Here is an 18,992-nt window from a genome sequence, read left to right as displayed (position 1 = left end):
AGATTTTCTTTCTATTCGTAATCCCGTTCCTTCCACCAGGGGTAGAAGTCGGGCATGTTTTTGGTGACCGTGTCCGTAAACTTGGGCGTGCGTTTTTCCAGGAAGGACTCGATGCCCTCCTTGGCGTCGGCCGAGGCGCCCAGGGCGAAAATGCCCCGCGTGTCCAGCTTGTGCGCCTCCACAGGATGATCCGCGCCCAGCATTTTCCACATCATCTGGCGGGCCAGGGCCACGGATACGGCTGATGTGTTGGCGGCTATTTCCAAAGCAATCTTCCGGGCCTCAGGATAAACCTCGTCCGGCTCGTGCACGCTGCGCACCAAACCGGCGCGAAGAGCTTCCTCCCCTCCGAATATCCTGGCGGAATACACCCATTCCAAGGCCTGGCTGATGCCGACCAGGCGCGGCAGAAACCACGAGGAGCAGGCCTCCGGGATGATTCCGCGCGCTGCAAACACAAAGCCCAGCTTGGCTTTGTTGGAAACCAGACGCATGTCCATGGCGAGGGTCATGGTCAGGCCCACGCCCACGGCCGAGCCGTTAATGGCGGCGATTACGGGCTTGGTGCAGTCGAAAATCCGGCGGGTCAGGCGGCCGCCCGTGTCTCCCTTGCTGATGTCAAAATCAAAGGTGGAATCGTCTCCGTCCCAGGTGGCGGCGCCCATGCTCAAGTCTGCTCCCGCGCAAAAGGCCCGGCCCGCCCCGGTGACAATGACAGCCCGGACTGAGTCGTCGGCGTCCGCCTGGTCGAATGCGTCCATCAATTCGTTGAACATACGCACCGTAAAGGCGTTCATCTTGTCCGGCCGGTTGAGCGTGATGGTCAGAATTCTGTCTTCAATCTCATATAAAATCTCTTGATATTCCATGGAATTCTCCGCTGTTGTCTTGAAAAATTTTTCGAAGGAAATTTTACGCCGCCCGCAAAGGCCAAGGGTTTATCACATCAGTGCATACCTTAGCTCTTATCACGGATGTGCTAGAATTGACATCGGATTTTCTCTCCAGCCTTGGACCGGGTGCGGGTTCAGGGGCCTTAACCCGCCCAAATGTTCTTATAGGCAGGTTCCGGTCCATTTTGCTTCAAAGGAACTTTTTGCGATAAATACCCATGCGGGCTCAAAATTTGCATGACCCATGCCTTGGTTTTGTCCGGTGGTCTGCACGACGTTTCCAAAAAGCCGCAAAAAGTGCAAGGGAGGCAAAAATGCCTGAAAACATATGGACTTGGTGGTCCTGGCTGGAGTCAAAATTCATACCCGCCCACACGAAGGATGCCGAGCTTCTCACTTTCTGGAGGGAGAGGATTCTCTTGGTCATATTCCTCTCCGCGGTTTTTTTGGGCCCCTTTGCTTTGGTCCCCTCTTTGACTCTGGCTTTTTTCGAGGGCAAATGGACCGTGGCGGGTCTTGACTTTTTGGCATACGCCGCAGCCGTATTTTTATTGTTGAAAAGGGACGCCCCCTTGCGTTTTCGGGCATGGTTCGCCTATGGCATGTTTTATTTTTTGGGCGTGGGCCTTATTTCAATCCTGGGGCCAAACGGCGCAGGCTATATTTGGTTATTCGGCGCGTCAGTTCTGGCCGGCTCCATGGTGAATTTTCGCGCTGCCGTATGGACCCTGGTCGTGAATTTCGTCACGCTTATAGGCATTGGAGGTCTCATTTATTATGGGCAATTTTCTTGGGCTGAAAAAATTGACAACGTTTTAAAGGTCTGGATGGTCATGTCGGTGAATTTTATTCTCATCAATGCAATCGTGACCTTGGCCACCGCCATAATCCTGAGAGGCCTGGAAAACGCTCTGGTGAATGAATACAGCATCAGCCACGATCTTCGCTTGAGCGAAGAAAAGCACCGTTCGATTCTGGAAAGCATTGAGGAGGGCTATTACGAAGTTGATCTGGCGGGCAGCTTTTTGTTTTTCAATCCCGGTCTGTGCAAAATACTTGGATATACCAAAGCAGAATTGTCCGGCAAGAATTACCGGGAAATATTGACTGAAAAGACTGCACAAATCGCCTATGAAAAATTTTTCGACGTATACCGGACAGGCGTGCCGTCCAAGGTAGCCGACTGGATTATGATAAAAAAGGATGGAAGCGAGTGTGCTGTTGAAGCCTCTATATCCTTGATAAAGGACCTCAATGACAAGCCCGTAGGGTTTCGGGGCGTGGCCCGGGATGTGACGGAAAACCTCAGATTGCTGGAGGCGGATCAAAAGCGCCAGTTGGCCGAGGCGGCAAGCCTTGCCAAGAGTGATTTTCTGGCGAGAATGAGCCATGAAATACGCACGCCCTTGAATGCGGTCGTCGGCATGGCCGAGTTGGCCTCCAACGAAAAAATGAACCAAAACCTGAAAAAAATAATCGAAACCATCACTTCGGAGTCCAACGCTCTCGTGGCTCTGGTGAATCGCATATTGGATTTTTCAAAAATTGAAGCCCAAAAAATGGAATTGGAGGAAATCCCTTTCGACCTGGGATACCTGCTGGAAGACATTGCAGACAGCATGGGCCTGGAAGCCTATAAAAAAGGGTTGGAGTTCATTCTACACATCAATCCCGCAATTCCGGTGCAGGTGAAAGGGGACCCGGGCAGGATCAGGCAGGTTTTGACCAACTTAATCGGCAACGCAATCAAATTCACCAGTGAGGGCGAAGTATTTGTAAAGGCGGAACTGGAAAGCCGCACCGATGAGGAAGCAATCATCAAATTCCACATACAGGACACTGGGATCGGAATACCCGAGGAAAAAAGAGGGCTTATTTTCGAAGCCTTCACCCAGGCCGACGATTCCACTACAAGAAAGTATGGGGGCACAGGTCTTGGCACCACCATTTCAAAAAAATTCGTGGAATTGATGGGCGGGGAAATCGGACTGGAAAGCAGGGAGGGCGGCGGCAGCATTTTCTGGTTCACCGTGGTCTTGCCGTTACAGCAAGCAAATAGGGTTCCTGAAATCTCTCCTGAGGACGACATCGTCGGAAAAAAAATTCTGATGATTGAAAACAACCTGTCATACAGGAAGGTAATCCAATCCTATCTGTTGTCCTGGGGAGGCATTGTTGACATTGCTCCTAACATAGAGGAAGCCATTCGCTATTTGGAATCTCAATCCTCCCAGGGTGAGAAACCTGCTCTCATCCTGATGGATTTGAATCTGCCCAGTCTCATTGACCTGGATCTGGCCGGAAGCCTGAAACGCAGCCCCCTGATGAAAGGCATTCCGTTGATTGTCCTGACCAATGTGGGGCGGATAGGAGACGGAAAAAAATGCCGCGACCTGGGTATAGACGGTTATTTGGCAAAACCAGTTCGCCGCGATGATCTTTGCAAGGTCGTCAGGGTGGTTCTGGGGCTGGCCAAGCAGGATTTGCCCGATCAGGGTTCCCAACTCGTCACCAGGCATTTTGCGTCCGAACTGAACCGCTCAAACACCAGTATTCTTTTGGTGGAGGATTACCCCGCCAATCAGCTCATAGCCATGGAGCATCTGACCAGTGATGGATACCGGGTCGCCTTGGCCGAAAATGGTCAAAAAGCGGTGGAGGCGTTCCGCAAAAAACCATTTGACCTTGTGTTCATGGACATCCAGATGCCAATCATGGACGGCTATGAAGCCACAAAACAAATACGAGCCCTGGAAGCCGAAAATGCCGGCGAAGGAAACGGGGGCGGGTCTAAAAAGGAGCGCTGCCCGATCATTGCCATGACCGCCCACGCTTTTAACGGTTACAGGGAAAAATGCCTTGAAGCGGATATGGACGACTACATAACCAAACCTATTTCAAAAAAGGAACTGCTTGAAATCGCGGCAAGGTGGTCCCCTTGGGCCAGAAGGTTGGAGCAGGGAAATGATTCCACGCACAATCTGGACGCCCCGTGCAAGGAAACGGCAATGCGGGAGGAGCCGGTCTCCAATACAACAAACGCCCCCCCCTTGGATATGGAAGCCGTGGTGGAAGAGTTCATGGGAAAAAGGGAATTAGTGATAAAGATTGCAGGCAATTTTGCCGATACGGTTCAAGGGCAGTTGGTTGCAATTCAAAAAGCCCTGAATGAAAACAATATGGATGCCGTCGCTTCGGAAGCGCACGCCATCAAAGGAGGAGCCGCAAATCTTACAGCTGAAAAGCTGTCCGAGGCGGCTGCCGCTCTTGAGGACGCCGCCAGGTCGGAAAATGGAGATGTTGTTATGGGCCTTGCAGAAAATCTTTCAGAAAAATTTTATATTCTCAAAGACTTTTTGAAAAACAAGGGATTCTTGAATTGATTCAAACATGATCCGGGAAAAAAGGCCATGAAAAGTTTAAAAACTCTTGTAGTTGACGACGAAGAAGTGAGCCGTCTAAAACTGTCGGCCATTTTAGAGGAAATGGGAGAATGCGCAGTAGCTGGCAGCGGGCCCGAAGCTATAGAAGCGGTTCGCAAGGCTCTCAGCAAGGGGTCCCATTTCGACCTCATCACCATGGATGTTTCAATGCCCCTGATGGACGGTATAGAGACGGTTTTCGAAATTCGCCGCCTGGAACAAGACGCCCCCCTTGATGCAGCATCCAAAACCAAAATAATGATGATCACCGCCAATAACGACCGGGATTGTCTGATCACATGCGTTCAGGCCGGTTGCAACGACTACTTGATCAAACCCTTTGATCCTGAAAAAGTGTTTCACCGCCTTCGGAACCTTAAGCTCCTGAACGGTGAAAACAGTATGCCAGGCGCTGGGCAGGCTCCCAAAAAACAGGCCCCAGTGCATTCGGAAAAGGTGGAAATCGGCAAGGAAGTGCTGAAAATGTTCCGCAGTGGAGAAACAAATTTTCCCTCTCCGCCAAATGTTTACAAGCAGTTCATGACCCTGATCGAAGCCGGAGCAGATGCCGGCGCTATTGCCGACCTGCTTAAAGAGGACATCAACATTTCCTTTCATCTTATCAGCGTATCAAATTCCCCGGTGTATCGAGGCGTTAACGATAACCGGAACCTTCACCAGGCCATCAGCAGGCTGGGGCTTCAATTGACCAGAAAATATGTGGATCTTTTATGCAACCGGACCATCTTCACCACTAAAAACAAGACATATGAACGCTTCATGGAAAAACTGTGGGAGCATTCCGTGGCCTGCGCCCACGCGGCCCAAACAATTGTGGAAATGACCGGCATGGCCCTGGAGTTGGACGCCTTTACCCTGGGCGTTCTTCACGACGTGGGAAAAATGGTTCTTATACAGATCGTGGCCGAGATAGATACAAAAGGCAAACTTCCACATAACACCAATCCCCAAGATGTTCTTTCCACCTTATCGGCCTATCACGGTCCGTTTGGGGAAGCGGTCCTTAACAAATGGGAGTTTCCCAAGGAATTCGGGCTGATCGCTAAACATCATGACGACGCGAACTGCGACGGCTGCGACTCAAAGGCGCTTCCACTGATACAATTGGCTAACCTCATCACCAAAACGATAGGAATGGGCTATGATGCCCCCATGCAAATCGACTTGGAACATTCGGAACCCGCCAAGCATTTATATATAGACGGAAAAACCATGGAAGCCATCCAATCCAAGGTCAAAAAACTGATGAGCGAGACCCAAAACGCGCTGGGTTGACTAAAAGTGAATTGCAAACGTCCAGATGTTCTATCGTTCGCATAAGCAGAGCAATTCCCCAACCCGCGGCCGATGATGAATTCCACGTTCAGGCGACCCGGGAAATTGCCCTCCCAGGCCAGGCTGCCTTCCTGCACCGGTTTTTTGATGCGTTCGCGCTTCCCGCCCATGGCTCCGATGATCTTCTCCAGGGCTAGGTCCATTTTAAAAGCCACATGGAGCAGCAACAGATGCTTAAAGGCGTAAGGCCAAGCCCCGGACAGAGTCGGCGGCGTCCGCCTGGTCGAAGGCGTCCACCAATTCGTTAAAAATACGCACCGTAAACGCGTTTATCTTGTCCGGCCGGTTGGGCGTGTTGGTCAGAATTCTGTCGTTAATCTCATACAAAATCTCGCGATATTCCATGGAAGTATCCGCCGTTGCAAGGACGGATATCAGGCGCTTCATGCCATCCGATTTTGCAGAAAATGCGTTTTTCTTGTCATTGCAGACAAGAACCAGCTAATCTATACTCATTCCAACTTGCAAGGACGGGAGGAGCCTATGCCGCATGTGATTGAAATTGTGCTATTCCCCGAGGTTTTGGGACGGGACGTTTTTGGGCCGATGAAGGTTTTCCATGCAGCGTCCGGAATTCTGGAGCAAACCCGGGGAATCAAGCAGGCGTATTCCTTTCGGTTCGCCGCCGGGCTTCTTCTGGACGGGAAAAGAGCAGGATAAAACGAACCATATTGGCCGGCATAGCGGCGGTCATACAAAAAAAGGGATTGAAACAATGAAACTGCAACTTATTAGAAACGCGACCATGAAAATCGAATACGGCGGCAAGACCTTCTTGACGGATCCCATGTTGTCGCCCAAAGGGGCCATTCGGTCTTTCGCCGGGATTGCGGAAAATCCCACCGTAGACCTGCCCATGCCCGTAGACGAAATCTTGCAAGGTGTGGACGCCGTGATCGTCAGCCACAATCATCCCGACCATTTAGACGAGCCCGCCGTGGCCGGCCTGAATAAAACCATGCCTGTCTTTTGCCAGCCTCGCGACGATTCTTTTCTTGTTGAAAACGGATTTTGGCAGGTTTTTCCAATCAGTTCCAAACACACCTGGGAAGGCATTGATTTCAGCCGCACCGGCGGAAGGCACGGCCAGGGGGAAATCGGCAAACTCATGGGCGAGGTTTCGGGATTCGTCCTGCAGGCTTCGGGCGAGCCCACGCTTTATTGGGCGGGGGACAGCATTTGGTGCGACGAGGTAAAAGAAGCGATTGAGCGTTTTTCCCCTGATGTGATCATAACCCACTCAGGCGGGGCGACCCTTCCCGGGCACGACCCCATCATCATGACCGGTGAGGAAACCATTTCCCTATCCAAAGCGGCGCCTGACGCCAGGGTGGTTGCCGTGCATCTGGAGGCTTTGGATCACTGCACCGTGACTCGCGAGGGATTGCGGAAAATGAGAGACGAGGCGTCCATCCCCGACTCCCGCCTTGTTATTCCTGAAGACGGAGAGACGGTCAACTTGTAGCGCTATGGTTCTGATGACTGGTTATTGTGCGTCCCGGACAAGCCGGACAAAGTTGTAAATGCGGACGGCGTCCCCCTGGGGACCGTGGCCCAACGGATAATCATCAGGATCCCCGGCTTTGGGATCGCTGCGCTGTGCGCCGGCGCCGTGAACGTCGATCCAGCCGTCCATGTATCCCATGGCCCTGCCGAACGCCACGTAAGCGGCGCTGGCCCCGGGCCTCAGGGTCCAGTTGGCGTGGGTGCTGCCGGACCAATAACAGGCGTAATCGGCGTCTCCTGCTTCGTTGGTTATTTGGGCGGCATTAAAAACAGGATCTATTGCTGCGGAGTTCGTGGCATCCGGAGAGCGTGTATAATCCACAATGGATTGCAGTTCCTTAACGTTTGGCAAACGCCAATCGCTGTATCCCAGGTAAGTTTGAGCGTTTTTCTCCTGCACCCAGGCTAAGGCCTCTTCCCAGTTATAAGCGGAGCCGCTGTCGTCCCTGGACCACATGAGACCGGTTGCATTGTCGGTCACGGTTCCGTCGCCATTATCTTGGAAGCCGTTTTCTCCGTATGCATCTCCGCGCACGTACAGCACGTAAAAAGTTTTATCCGACCCGGCGATGCTAAGCCCGTAGCCCTTGATTCTTCCGTCCGCGAAATTCACCCCGAACAGGGTTTGGGCGCTGTTGGGGCCTGTAACGGAAACGTACAAGGTGCTGGAGGCGAATTGGGCGTCGATGATGCGTTCGCCTGCGTTGACATCGCCGTAGCCGAATTCAAAATAATCCGTATCGATAAACGGAATTAGGCCTGACGCGCCGCTTCCCTCGTACCCGCTGGGATCTATTCCCCGGAAATCAATAAGGGAATACAGCTCTTTGATAGTGGGCAGCCTCCAGTCATTATATCCGGCCAGGGATAAGGAGTCCGCCTGGGCTGCGGCCTGGGCATAGGAGAGCTTGTCGTTTGCGTCAATTGTTCCGTCCTTGTTGAGATCCGGAGATTGCGCCCACATGAGCCCCGTGTTCAGGTCTGTGACGGTTCCGTCCCCGTTGTCCTGATAAGAGGGCTGCAGACCGTCATATTGGGAATCCTGACCGTAAAAATCCTGGCCCGGACTTGGACAGGAAATGACAAAGCCGTCATCGTCGTAACAGGATTCCTGGCCCGTATCCACGACCGCGTAGATAGGAGTCCGGACGCCTCTCAACCCTGCAGCGCTTTGAAGGATGAACGCCGTTTCCACGGCTGAAATCCTGCCGTCTCCGTCAACATCTCCGTTTAAGGCATTTTGAGCGTCCGAACTCAGGCCCGTCAGCAGTTGTAAAGACAGGACGGCGTCGTCCATGCAAACGGCGCCGTCATTATTCAGGTCTCCCGGGACGAGGTTTAAGTCTTTGACCATCTGCTTCGAACAAAAACCGGGAGCGGCGCCTGTGAGGATCAGCAATATGCAAAGGGATGCGCAACACATCGTCATAGCCATTTTGCTGGATTTATCGGCCATTTTCATATTCCATCTCCTGTTCACAGGCAAAACCGCCCCGGGTTAAACGTTATGCAAAAATCGAACTATTGCATCCGGCCCCTTCTTCCCGGACCGGTCTGCCCTTTTGCCGGGCGATTGTTGACGCCTTCCACGATAGCGTCCGCCTCGTCCTGGGTGATCAAGCCGCAATCAGCCGCTTTTTGCGCCATGGCGATGGTTTCTGCGTCCATGGCCTGGCAAAAGGCGTCCCGGTCGACGCCCGACTCCTCCACAATCGCCCGGATGTTCATGGGGCGGGAAGAGTCGGAGACTTCCACGGCCTGGCCTGTCAGATCCTCCAAAACGCGTTTGGCCATGGAATCATGAAAAACCTTGCCCATCATGGAGCCGGGGCCAGGGCCTTGATGCCGCATTGCGCGTCTGCCGCGGTCTTGGGAAGGACGTTCGTAGTCGCCGGAGCTAAAATCGCCTGCAAAGGCAAAAGACGCGATAGCCAGGAAAAACATTGCCGAAATAACGATTGCTTTTTTACTCATGATAGTTGTCTCCTTGTTCAGGTTTGCACCGCTCGTCGGTTCCGTGGAGGGTCGCGGCGTTCTATGGTTTCTAAGATAAGGAGCAAATGTGGAGAAAATATCGAGATAATCCATTTAGAATATGGGGATTGTTTGCAGGGCTTGAATCCACGAATCAACTAGGCTAACACAATGATCGGCAGGTAAGCATTCGCGTTCCCCATCCGATAAGGACATGCAATGAAGCTATCCCATAAGTTCCTGGCCGCCATTTTAAGCTACACCCTGTTGCTGATCATTCTCATGGCGGGAAGCGTGGCCTTTTTCGCCAACCGGAATTTTTCGGAATACGTAACCAAGGTGGAATTGGAAAACCTGGACGTCCTGGCGCAGGGGCTTGCCGAATCTTATGCAAAATCGGGCGGATGGGATTCCTTCCGTGACAATCCCCAGGCGTGGGGGCAAACGGTAATGCACTATGCGGAAAACCTCCGACCTAACCGAATGGGGGCTAAACCCGCCGCCTCCAAACAAGGGATGCAAAGCAGAAAGGGCCGAGCGGCGCTCCCTCCCCCGCCTGACGCCATGGATGGCCAGTTGCGCAGATTGTCCTTGTTTGACGCGGACAAGAAAATAGTTTTTGGAAATCCCCAAATAAAAGGACAAAGCCTGCTGCCCATTACATTGGACGGAAAAACAATCGGCCATATCGGCCTGAAGCAGCGGGATCATCTGCAGCATCCTTTGGACAGCCAATTTCTTAGGCGCCAGACGAAGGTGTTCGCCGTCATCTCCCTGGCCGCCCTGATATTGGGAGGCGCGGCCTCTTTTTTCCTGGCGCGCAAACTCACCAATCCCATCAAAGCCTTGACCCAAGGCGTGCAAAAACTGCAAACCCGGCAGTTTGACGCCCGCATCAGCCTGAATTCCAGGGACGAACTGGGCGAACTCGCCCGAACCTTCAATTCCATGGCCCAGACCCTGGCCCGTTACGAAGCCGCCAGAAAGCAATGGATCGTGGACGTGGCTCATGAACTGCGCACGCCTCTATCCGTCTTGCAGGTGGAAATCGAAGCCATGCAGGACAGGATCAAAAAGGTGGATGACAACGCCTTGGAATCGTTGCGGGCGGAGGTGCTGCATCTGGGGCGGATCGTTCAGGATCTGCACGAGTTGTCCTTGGCGGAAAGCAAAATGCTAACAATGGACAAACGGGAAATCCAGCCGTTGTCCGTGCTGCAGGAAACCCTGCAACGCTTTATGGAAAGGTGCTCCAAAGAAGGCTTGATGCTTGAAAACAGGCTGCCCAACGGCCCAGGTCCGGCGGCGCTGGCGGATAAGGACCGGCTGATCCAGCTTTTTTCCAATCTCATGGAAAACGCCATAAGGTATACGGACAAACCGGGAAAGCTCATAGTGGGGCAAAGGATTTCAGAGGATGAACTGATTTTGTTTTTTGAGGATTCCGGCCCCGGAGTCGATGAAGAGCATTTGGATCGCCTGTTTGACAGGTTTTACCGGACGGACGCCTCCCGGAGCCGGAACAAAGGCGGCAGCGGCATTGGCCTGGCTTTGTGCAAAAGCATCACGGAAGCCCATGGAGGGCGAATCCGCGCTCTAAAAGGCGATTCCGGCGGACTGCGGGTGGAGACCGTCCTGCCCATAACCAAGGCTTCTCCCAAGGAGTAGACATGACAATGCAGGCATTCATCCTGATCGTGGAAGACGAACCGAAAATCGCCGAAGGCCTGGCCGCCTACCTGAAAAATGCGGGGTTCCGCACCCATTGCCTGGATCGCGGCGACCGCGTGGCGAGATTCGTCAGGCAGGAGTCGCCGGACCTGGTGCTGCTGGATATTATGCTGCCCGGCAAGGACGGCATGGAGGTCTGCAAGGAGTTACGGAGTTTCTCCCAAGTCCCGATCATCATGCTCACAGCCCGTGTGGAGGAAATCGACCGGCTTTTGGGCCTGGAACTGGGCGCGGACGATTATGTTTGCAAGCCATTCAGCCCCCGCGAGGTGGTTGCGCGGGTCAAAGCGGTCTTGAGGAGGTCCAACCCTCCCCGGGAGGAATCAAAACGCATTGTAGAAGGCCCGGTCATTTTGGACGAGGATTCCAGGGAGGTGCGTGTGGCCGGAGCTTTGTTGAAATTGACGCCCAGCGAGTTCATGATATTGAAGGTCATGATGTCCCGGCCTAACCGGGTGTTCTCCCGCAACGAATTGCTGGATTTAGCCATCGGCTCTCAGTTCGAGGGATACGACCGCACCATCGACTCCCACATCCGCAACCTGCGCAAGAAAATCAAGGACGCCCTGCCCGACCTGGAATGCATCCATTCCATCTACGGCGCCGGGTATAAATTCAATTTGATAGAGTGAATCTTTTGGATGCGTACTAACATGATAATAGGCTCGGACGCTTGCTCATATAACCACCTATATTCTGATGGAATCCCGCCGGCGCTATTCTGATTTAGAATGACCTATGTATGCAGCAACAAGTTCGCTTTGGCCTTTCGATTGTTTATGTATCCGTTTTTAGCGAACCAAACCAGGGCGTCGCGTATGGATACTTTTACCGGACGCGGGTTATACCCCAATTCCTTTTTTGCGCGGGAGCAATCCGCCCGCAGACCTTTTATCCCTATGTTTACTTCCGAAGGCGTCAGCAATGGCGGTTTTTTGGATACGGCCTGGCTATACCGTAGCAACAGGCTTCCCGCCGCCCTTGCTAAAGGGACGGGAGCGGGAAGCACGAGTTTTTTCAGCCCGGCGATCTCCAGGGCGGTCCTGACGATGGTTTCATAGGCAAGATTTTCCCCGCCAAGCAAGTAGCTCCGGCCGGGCTCGCCTTTTTCCATGGCCAGGATGTGCCCCGCGGCCACATCGCGCACATCCACCATATTTGCTATGGATTGAAAACGAAATATTACAGGCAGGTTGACGGCGCTGGTCAGGATGCGGCCCGTCGGCGTAGGGCCGTAATCTCCGGGCCCGAGAGGACCGCATGGCGCGACGATGGTTGCATTTAGGCCTTTTTCGCAAAAAGCGGCAACCACTTGGTGGGAGGCGTATTTTGTCCAGGCGTAATAGGATCCTGAGTCGCCTAATGCAAAAGGGCTGTTTTCGTCGGCGTCCTTATCCGGCCCCTGCCCTCCAAACAAGGCGATGGAACTGCAATAGACCGTTTTTTCAACATCCAACTCGCCGGCCAGACGCATGACGTTTCGCGCGCCTTCCACATTCACCTTATGCATGAGTTGCATATTGGGAAGCCACAGGGCGTATATGGCCGCAAGATGATAGACTTGATTGCAGCCGTTCATGCATCTTTTGGTGGAATCGACATCCAGGACATTGCCTTCCATCAATTCCACATCCAGCCCGGACAGGTTTCTCAAGTCATCTCCAGGCAGATGAAAAACCCTGACATTCACCCCTTTTTCAACCAATTGCCTGACCAGATTGGAGCCGATAAAACCGGCCCCGCCCGTGACCATAACAGTATCCTGCTTTCGGATCATGACGCCCCCTCCGCGTTTTCCGAACAGGTTATGTGAAGGCGGGCCGGATAGCCTGCCTTGTCTGAATTTCTATTCCTTTTCCCGGGAGACGATGGCCTCGGCGATTTTTTCCGCGGAGCGGCCGAAGATGAATTCCACGTCCATGCGGGCCAGGAAATCGTCCTCCCAGGCGACGCTGCTTTCCTGCACCAGGTTCTTGATGCGTTCGTACTTGCCGCCCAGGGCGCGGATGATCTTCTCCAGGGAAAGATCCTTCTTGAAGTCCACGTGCAGCAGCAACAGGTGCTCGATGACGTTGGGCGACGGCCCTGAGCCGGAGATCACCGGGATGAAAATCAGGCTGCGATTGTCCTTCCTGCCTTGGCCTATATACACGTTGCCTTCGCGGACGATAATGCTCTTGGTGCCCTTAAGGCGCGTATCCTTTTCCACCCGGGAAGGCAGGGATTGGGAGCTGCCCCGTTTTTGCAGGATGGTGATGGTTGATTTTTCCGTGGGTTCGCCCAAAAGCGAAAGCCCCTGGATGCTGTACAGGGTGGAGCCGAGAATTTCGGCAACCACTTCCTGGAGGTTTCTCAGCACCAGCACGTTTTTGTTGATGAGCTGATCCGGGGAGAACCCGTGGCTGGAAACCGATTCGAATAGCAGGCCTTCGGCCTTTTCGGCGATGCGGCTGGTCCCGACGGTGACCGTCTTGGCCTGGTGCTTGATGGCGTCCACCGGCCTTGCAAGCTGATTAATGCCAAAAGAGAGGGTGGAAAACAGCTTGTTAAGCATGTTGGAAGGCGTGCCCTTGACGCCGAAGTCAATGGTGAAATCCGGCCCGCGCAGGCGGCCTTCCAAATATTTGGCCAGCAGGGTCAGGTCAGCGGGAACGGTTCCGCACAATCCGGCGGGAAAGGAGTTTTCCAGAATCCTTTTGCGGAATTCCTGGTAAAACATGGCCACGCTCTCCCTGAAATCCTGATCCAGGAGCAGTTCGTAAACGTCCTGGCCCTGAGCTGCGGCGTTTTCCACATAATTCCTTATTTTTTCGCGGAATTTAAACAGGAACTCGGAGCCGCGATTCAATGCCAGGGCCGCGTTATATCCCCAAATGTGCCCGGCCAGGGTGCTTAAAATGGGCGCCAGGTGGGGCGGAGCCCCGGGCACGCCGATGACGAATTCCGCATAATCGTTAAACCGGTTTTCGCCTTCATCTGCAATGACCACGGGCGCGGCCTTATGGGCCTTGAAGATGGCGGTGTCCTTGATGATATCCCCTAGGACTTCTTCGGGGCTGCCTGCGGCGCACACCAGGATCAGGGGTTCGGAGGACAGGTCGATATGCTTTTTATCCTCCACGTAGTCGCTGGAAATGGTCTTGTAGCAAAGCTCGGAGAGTTTAATCCGGATTTCATCGGCCGCCGCCTTGTTGGGGCCGCTGCCTACGGACGCCCAGTAGGTTTTGGTGACTGCCAAAGCCCGGGCCGAAGCGGCGATGGCCTCTTTATTGGCAAGCACCTGCCGCATGGAATCGGGCACGGCCAGGAGGTTGCGGATTTCCTGAGCCACAAAAGCGTCGTCGGCCATGTTGGTCAGGCGGGCCATGTGGAGCCCTAACAGGGCGCCGGCCACGATTTGAGAGTAAAAGGCCTTGGTGGAGGCCACGGACATTTCAATGTCCCGGCCGGATGAGGTGTACAACACCCCGTCCACCTTAAACGTGATATCCGAATCCCGGCGATTGACAATGGCCAGGGTATGGGCGCCGCGGGACTTGACCATGTCCACGGTGCGGTTGGTGTCGGTCGTGGTTCCGGACTGGGAAATGGCGACCACCAGGGTGTTTTTGAGGGAATCCTTGTCGTCTCCCTGGTGGAGCATGAACCCTGAGAACTCCGAAGCCTTTTGTGCAGAGACGCTTTTGAGGGAGTTCTTCATGTAATGCTTGAAGATGTCCGCGCAAGCCTGAGCTGCTATTCCCGCTGTTCCCTGCCCAATAAAATACACGTGCTCGATCTCGCCGGTCTTGAAGGCATTGGACAGGCTGTCAGGCACTATCTTGGAGTCCAGGTCGACGATAATCCGCTCAGCGCCGCCTTCCTTGACGATCCGCCAGCGGTTGCGCATGGTTCTTTCCACGGACAAAGGCGCTTCGGAAATCTCCTTGAGAAAATAATGGTCGAACCCCTGCCGGTCGGTGTCGCGGGTGGTGATTTCCGTGCGTTGAAGATCATCGTCGCTTAAAGGCAAAGGCGTGCCGTCGTAATAACATGCGGTGACGCCCTCCACGCCGCCTTTGGCCTGATCCAGGACAAAAACCTGCCCTTGGGTAATGCCGGAAACGCCTTCCACTTCCTTTTCGCCCTGGAGTTTGATGAACTTCTGGGTATGCTCCACAAAGCCGTAGACCTCGGAAGTAGGCATGTAAGATTCTTCGCCGATTCCCACAAACACGGTCTGGCCGCTGCCGCGCTGAGCCATGAAAAATTTGCCCGGCGCCAGGCTGGTATGCATGAATATGGCGTGGGACCCGGAAAAGTCGTTCACAGCAAGGCGAAACGCGGTCTCCAGCCTATGCCCCTTTTGGATGTATTTTTCTATCTGCAAGGGGATGATCTTGGTGTCCGTGGTGACGTCTTCGGGAATTTTTCCGCCGGTCCTGGCTTCGTAAGCGGCTTTCAACTCGGCGTAGTTATCGATGTCTCCGTTTAGGCATGTGTAAATCAGCCCTTTGGAGGCGGCGCCCTCCACGGCGTTATCCACGGGGTGGCAGTTGGGTTCCGTAATGGCGCCCACGGAAGCCCAACGCGTATGGGCGTTGACCGTAAAATGAATCATGGGAGCGCGGGCCAGCAAGGCCAGTAATTTGTCGCATTGAACCTGTTCCCGTAAAAAGGCGGTGTTATCGCCCAGACGGCCGATTTCGGCAGCCACTTTGTAGGTAATGCTCACGGCGACCTGGTTTTCGCCCTCGCGAACCGCCATGCCGTTATTCAGTAAAACCGGTTTGTGACTGCTGCGGGATTCCAGTTCGCCGACAAGACCCGCGTCGGCCACTTGGGATTTCCATTCTTTAAAATCCTCAGGCGTCATAAAAAAAAGCAGGGAGATTCCCGAGGAGTCCCGGCCGCGCACTTCCAGGCGATCGATGCTGGAAAGCACGGAGTGAATCTGAAAATAAACGTCCGTGGCGCAGGACTCGCTCTTAAGGGCGGCTTCGCCCATGAGGGAGGCGACGCCGGACAGAGCGCCCAGGACCTCGGAGGACAATCGCCAGGCAATGTCTTTCAATAATTCCAGGCGGTCCGTGGCAAGATCCATTTCCCCAGCGGACAGATTGACGCAGATGGACAGGGCTTTATCTTCGTCTCCGGCCAGTTGAGCCAGTTGAGAGGAAACCTTTGCAACCCGGTCCTTTAACGCCTGATCGGAAAAAAGCTGGCAAAAAACCTCATGCTTCTTGAGGGTTTGCACTTGCTCCATAAGCTGATCAAGCAGGTCGCCCCCCAAATAGGATGCATCCAGGCCTCCGTTGGCCGGCATGGACTCCAGTTTATGGGATTCTATGCCGGCGGGCGCCTTTTCCATCCGGGCGATCAGCGCCTCAATCCCCTCTGCGGGCGCATGGGCGCGTTGCTTGTAAGCGATCATTCCGGCCAGGCCGCAGCAAAGGAGGTCTTCCCTGTAGGGAAAGACGACCAGAGACCCCGGGGGAGCGTTTTTCAGGCTTTTGCCGAAAAAAACCGGCGTTTTCAAAAACGAATCAATCTCCTTCAGACCTTTGGATATCCTGCCGGAAAAACGGGACATGCTTTACATCCTCTCAAACATTTCTCTTGCTTTTTCACGGGTCATGATTTTTTTCCAGTCCTTGCCCAGGGCGTTTTCCCACAGAAGCTCCATGGCCAGGGACACGTTGATCATCTTTTCGAACTGCTCTTCGGTCAGGTTGGCGCACAATCCCCTGGGAAGCTCCACGCCGGCCTTGTCCAGCATGATGCGGAATTCCTTCACGCCTTCGGGGTAAAACTCCTCCAGATAGTCAAACACAATGGCGTTGCCGATGCCGTGATGCGTCCCGAGCACGTAGGCCAGGCCGTAAGACAAGGCGTGGCAGACGCCCACCTGGGAGTAAGCGATGCTCATGCCGCCGCAATAGGAGGCCATCATGAGCTTGTCTTCGGATTCCTCGGTGCGTTTGTTCAAAAAGACCTCACGGCAGAGTTCCAGGGATTTCTGGCCGTAGGATTTGGAAAACTCGTTTAAGAAGGTGCCTTCCAGGGACTCGATGCAATGGATGTAGCAATCCATGCCTGTATAAAAGCGTTGTTCGTCCGGGGCGCCGCGGATCAGTTCCGGGTCCAGGATGATTTGATCGAACACCGAATAGTCGGAGTTGATGCCCAGTTTCTTTTCCGGACCCGTCAACACGCACGTGCGGGAGACTTCCGCGCCCGTGCCGGACAGCGTGGGAATGGCCGCGTGATACAAAGAGGGATTCTTGGGCAGGTCATAGCCCTGGTACTCGGCGGAAGAGCCTTCGTTGGTCATCATGACGGAAACGGCCTTGGAAAGGTCCATGGCGCTGCCGCCGCCCACGCCCACGATGCCGGCGGGGTTCTTGTCCATGCCGTCCTTGATCTGCTCCACCAAGGCGTCCACCAGTTTGGTTTTGGGCTCGTCGTCCACGTTCACCCAGATGAGCATGTCATCGCCCTGGAGAGGAATGCTGTCGCCGAACTCGGTTCCCTTGAACACGTCGTCCACCAGATACACCATGTCGGACTTTTCTTTGTCCCGTTGCTGCCCTAGGATGTCCTTGGTCTGGTTATAGCATCCCCTGCCAAAGACCACATACGATACCATTCTGAAGTTGCGATACATATTATATTCCTCTTTTAAAGCCCCGCCAATAAGACGGGCTGTTGTTTTAAAGGATTATGACTCACTATGTCGGATGAACCCGCGTTTCCTGTTTCGCGTTTTAGGCTCTAATTGCGCATCCAGCGGCAGGAATTGCATCCTCCTTAATGTCCAATGCGCGGAACCATCCGACCTGCGCCCTTTTTCGTTGTAATCACGCTCCGAAGACCTGGCGGATTTTTGCAATCCGATCGTCAATATCCTGGTCCGTCCAGCCAAGCATGATCTGCATGGAAATGGTTCTGCCCATGACTTTGTGGGATTGCGCCAGGTCCAGATTGGCGTAATCCGGGGCCGTATCCACCAGTTCCAGGGTCTGGCGGCTGGGGAAGGAACGCTGCTTCAGGTGGTCCCAGGCCCTGATGTAATGCCAGTTGTTGTCGTACCAATAAGGGCATCCCCCTACCCCGGCCTTGGCGAGCTGGCCTGCGCATTCCCTGGCCTGATCCTCGTCCGGCAGGAAAAAAGACAGGAAGGTGGCCGAGTCTCCCTCCGGGTCGGGCAATGTTCTGAAAGTGACGCCGTTCAGTCCGGTCATGGCTTCCTTGATCCTGGATTTGTTGCTACGCTGGATTTCCAGGATTTTATCAAGTTTTCTCAATTGTGCAAGTCCTACGGCGGCGCCAAGTTCACTGATGCGGAAATTAAGCCCGGTTATGGGGTGCCCTTCCAGGCCCCGGTCATTGCCTATATGGTCGTGGCCGTGGTCTGCAAACTGGTCGATTCTTTCGTAAACTTCCTTGAAAGGCGTTACCACGCCGCCGCCTTCGCCGCATGTGATGGTTTTTACCGCGTCAAAGGAATAACAGCCGGCCTTTCCAAAGGTTCCCAGGGCCTGGCCCTTAAACGTGGCGCCAACGGACTGGCAGGCGTCTTCCACCAGAATCAGGCCTTTTTGGCCGCACAGGTCCTTGAGAGCGTCTATTTGAGCCATGGAGCCGCACATATGCACGGGAACCACGGCTTTGGTTCTTTCTGTAACGGCCTTTTCCACGGACTTGGGGTCCAGGCACAGGGTTTCGTCAATGTCGGCGAAAACCGGAATGGCGCCCGCCGCCATGACGGATTCAAAGCTGGCCACAAAGGTAAAAGGCGGAATGATGACTTCGTCGCCCGCCCCTATTCCACAGGCGGCCAGGGCGATAACCAACGCGGCGGTGCCGCTGGAGCATAAATGAGCGTAAGGAACGCCTACCCTGTCTGCGAATTCCTTTTCAAAGGTCTTGGCTTTCCAGCGTCCTTTTCTCTGGGCGTCAAAGCCGTAGCGAAAGAGCACTCCCGTTTCCAACACGTCATTGACTTCCCTGCGTTCCTCATCTGAAAAGATTTCGAATCCGGGCATCTATATCCTCCTTTATTAGGGCGTTCAGCCAAAAACTTGATTTAATCATCAAGCGTATGTCATAGTCAAAGGCCAAGTGCAAG

Annotated in this window: 14 protein-coding genes; 6 read left to right on the top strand and 8 right to left on the bottom strand. The window is 53.9% G+C overall.

The window, feature by feature from the left end; all coding sequences use genetic code 11:
• Nucleotides 1-11: 11 nt before the first annotated feature.
• A complete protein-coding gene (locus tag BUE18_RS22985; RefSeq protein ID WP_073478503.1) occupies nucleotides 12-869 on the bottom strand; it encodes a crotonase/enoyl-CoA hydratase family protein in 858 nt (285 codons plus the stop codon).
• A 338-nt stretch (nucleotides 870-1,207) separates the two neighbouring features.
• On the opposite strand from BUE18_RS22985, the gene BUE18_RS22980 reads away from it, so the two are divergent.
• Complete coding sequence (locus BUE18_RS22980) at nucleotides 1,208-4,276, top strand: hybrid sensor histidine kinase/response regulator (RefSeq protein WP_073478502.1); 3,069 nt, start codon at nucleotides 1,208-1,210, stop codon at nucleotides 4,274-4,276.
• A gap of 27 nt (nucleotides 4,277-4,303) precedes the next feature.
• Nucleotides 4,304-5,611, top strand: a complete 1,308-nt coding sequence (locus BUE18_RS22975) for an HDOD domain-containing protein (RefSeq protein WP_073478501.1) — start codon at nucleotides 4,304-4,306, stop codon at nucleotides 5,609-5,611.
• Nucleotides 5,612-5,845: 234 nt separating this feature from the next.
• Here BUE18_RS22975 and BUE18_RS22970 read toward each other — a convergent pair whose 3' ends face one another.
• Complete coding sequence (locus BUE18_RS22970) at nucleotides 5,846-6,058, bottom strand: hypothetical protein (RefSeq protein ID WP_073478500.1); 213 nt, start codon at nucleotides 6,056-6,058, stop codon at nucleotides 5,846-5,848.
• Between the two features lie 96 nt (nucleotides 6,059-6,154).
• On the opposite strand from BUE18_RS22970, the gene BUE18_RS28080 reads away from it, so the two are divergent.
• Together BUE18_RS28080 and BUE18_RS22965 are read left to right on the top strand one after the other, a co-directional pair.
• Nucleotides 6,155-6,331 carry a hypothetical protein gene (locus tag BUE18_RS28080; RefSeq protein WP_170868440.1) on the top strand — a complete coding sequence of 59 codons (177 nt, stop codon included), beginning with the start codon at nucleotides 6,155-6,157 and terminating at the stop codon, nucleotides 6,329-6,331.
• Nucleotides 6,332-6,386: 55 nt separating this feature from the next.
• A complete protein-coding gene (locus BUE18_RS22965) occupies nucleotides 6,387-7,136 on the top strand; it encodes an MBL fold metallo-hydrolase (RefSeq protein WP_073478499.1) in 750 nt (249 codons plus the stop codon).
• A 21-nt stretch (nucleotides 7,137-7,157) separates the two neighbouring features.
• Here BUE18_RS22965 and BUE18_RS22960 read toward each other — a convergent pair whose 3' ends face one another.
• Together BUE18_RS22960 and BUE18_RS22955 are read right to left on the bottom strand one after the other, a co-directional pair.
• Nucleotides 7,158-8,639, bottom strand: coding sequence for an Lcl domain-containing protein (locus BUE18_RS22960; protein WP_211482835.1), 1,482 nt, complete (start codon nucleotides 8,637-8,639; stop codon nucleotides 7,158-7,160).
• Between the two features lie 59 nt (nucleotides 8,640-8,698).
• Nucleotides 8,699-9,151, bottom strand: a complete 453-nt coding sequence (locus tag BUE18_RS22955; RefSeq protein WP_073478498.1) for a hypothetical protein — start codon at nucleotides 9,149-9,151, stop codon at nucleotides 8,699-8,701.
• A 219-nt stretch (nucleotides 9,152-9,370) separates the two neighbouring features.
• Between BUE18_RS22955 and BUE18_RS22950 the strand changes: the two genes are divergently transcribed.
• The gene (locus tag BUE18_RS22950; protein ID WP_073478497.1) at nucleotides 9,371-10,819 is read left to right on the top strand and encodes an ATP-binding protein; all 1,449 of its coding nucleotides are present in this window, start codon (nucleotides 9,371-9,373) and stop codon (nucleotides 10,817-10,819) included.
• Between the two features lie 2 nt (nucleotides 10,820-10,821).
• Nucleotides 10,822-11,514: a response regulator gene (locus tag BUE18_RS22945; protein WP_073478496.1), complete on the top strand. Its 693-nt coding sequence runs from the start codon at nucleotides 10,822-10,824 to the stop codon at nucleotides 11,512-11,514.
• 104 nt (nucleotides 11,515-11,618) lie between these two features.
• Here BUE18_RS22945 and BUE18_RS22940 read toward each other — a convergent pair whose 3' ends face one another.
• The 4 genes from BUE18_RS22940 to BUE18_RS22925 all read right to left on the bottom strand — a co-directional run bounded on the left by BUE18_RS22940 (nucleotide 11,619) and on the right by BUE18_RS22925 (nucleotide 18,909).
• Entirely contained in the window at nucleotides 11,619-12,659 is a 1,041-nt protein-coding gene (locus tag BUE18_RS22940; RefSeq protein ID WP_083611239.1) for an SDR family oxidoreductase, read from the bottom strand.
• 69 nt (nucleotides 12,660-12,728) lie between these two features.
• Nucleotides 12,729-16,454 carry an SIS domain-containing protein gene (locus BUE18_RS22935; RefSeq protein WP_073478495.1) on the bottom strand — a complete coding sequence of 1,242 codons (3,726 nt, stop codon included), beginning with the start codon at nucleotides 16,452-16,454 and terminating at the stop codon, nucleotides 12,729-12,731.
• 3 nt (nucleotides 16,455-16,457) lie between these two features.
• On the bottom strand, nucleotides 16,458-17,528 hold the full coding sequence (locus tag BUE18_RS22930; RefSeq protein WP_073478494.1) for an iron-containing alcohol dehydrogenase family protein: 1,071 nt from the start codon (nucleotides 17,526-17,528) through the stop codon (nucleotides 16,458-16,460).
• 193 nt (nucleotides 17,529-17,721) lie between these two features.
• Nucleotides 17,722-18,909 carry a DegT/DnrJ/EryC1/StrS family aminotransferase gene (locus BUE18_RS22925; protein WP_073478493.1) on the bottom strand — a complete coding sequence of 396 codons (1,188 nt, stop codon included), beginning with the start codon at nucleotides 18,907-18,909 and terminating at the stop codon, nucleotides 17,722-17,724.
• Between the last annotated feature and the right edge of the window lie 83 nt (nucleotides 18,910-18,992).

The sequence above is a fragment of the Desulfatibacillum alkenivorans DSM 16219 genome, assembly GCF_900142135.1.
GTDB lineage: Bacteria > Desulfobacterota > Desulfobacteria > Desulfobacterales > Desulfatibacillaceae > Desulfatibacillum > Desulfatibacillum alkenivorans.
Note: the sequence above shows the minus strand (reverse complement) of the source record. Positions and strands in the feature narration are given on the sequence as shown.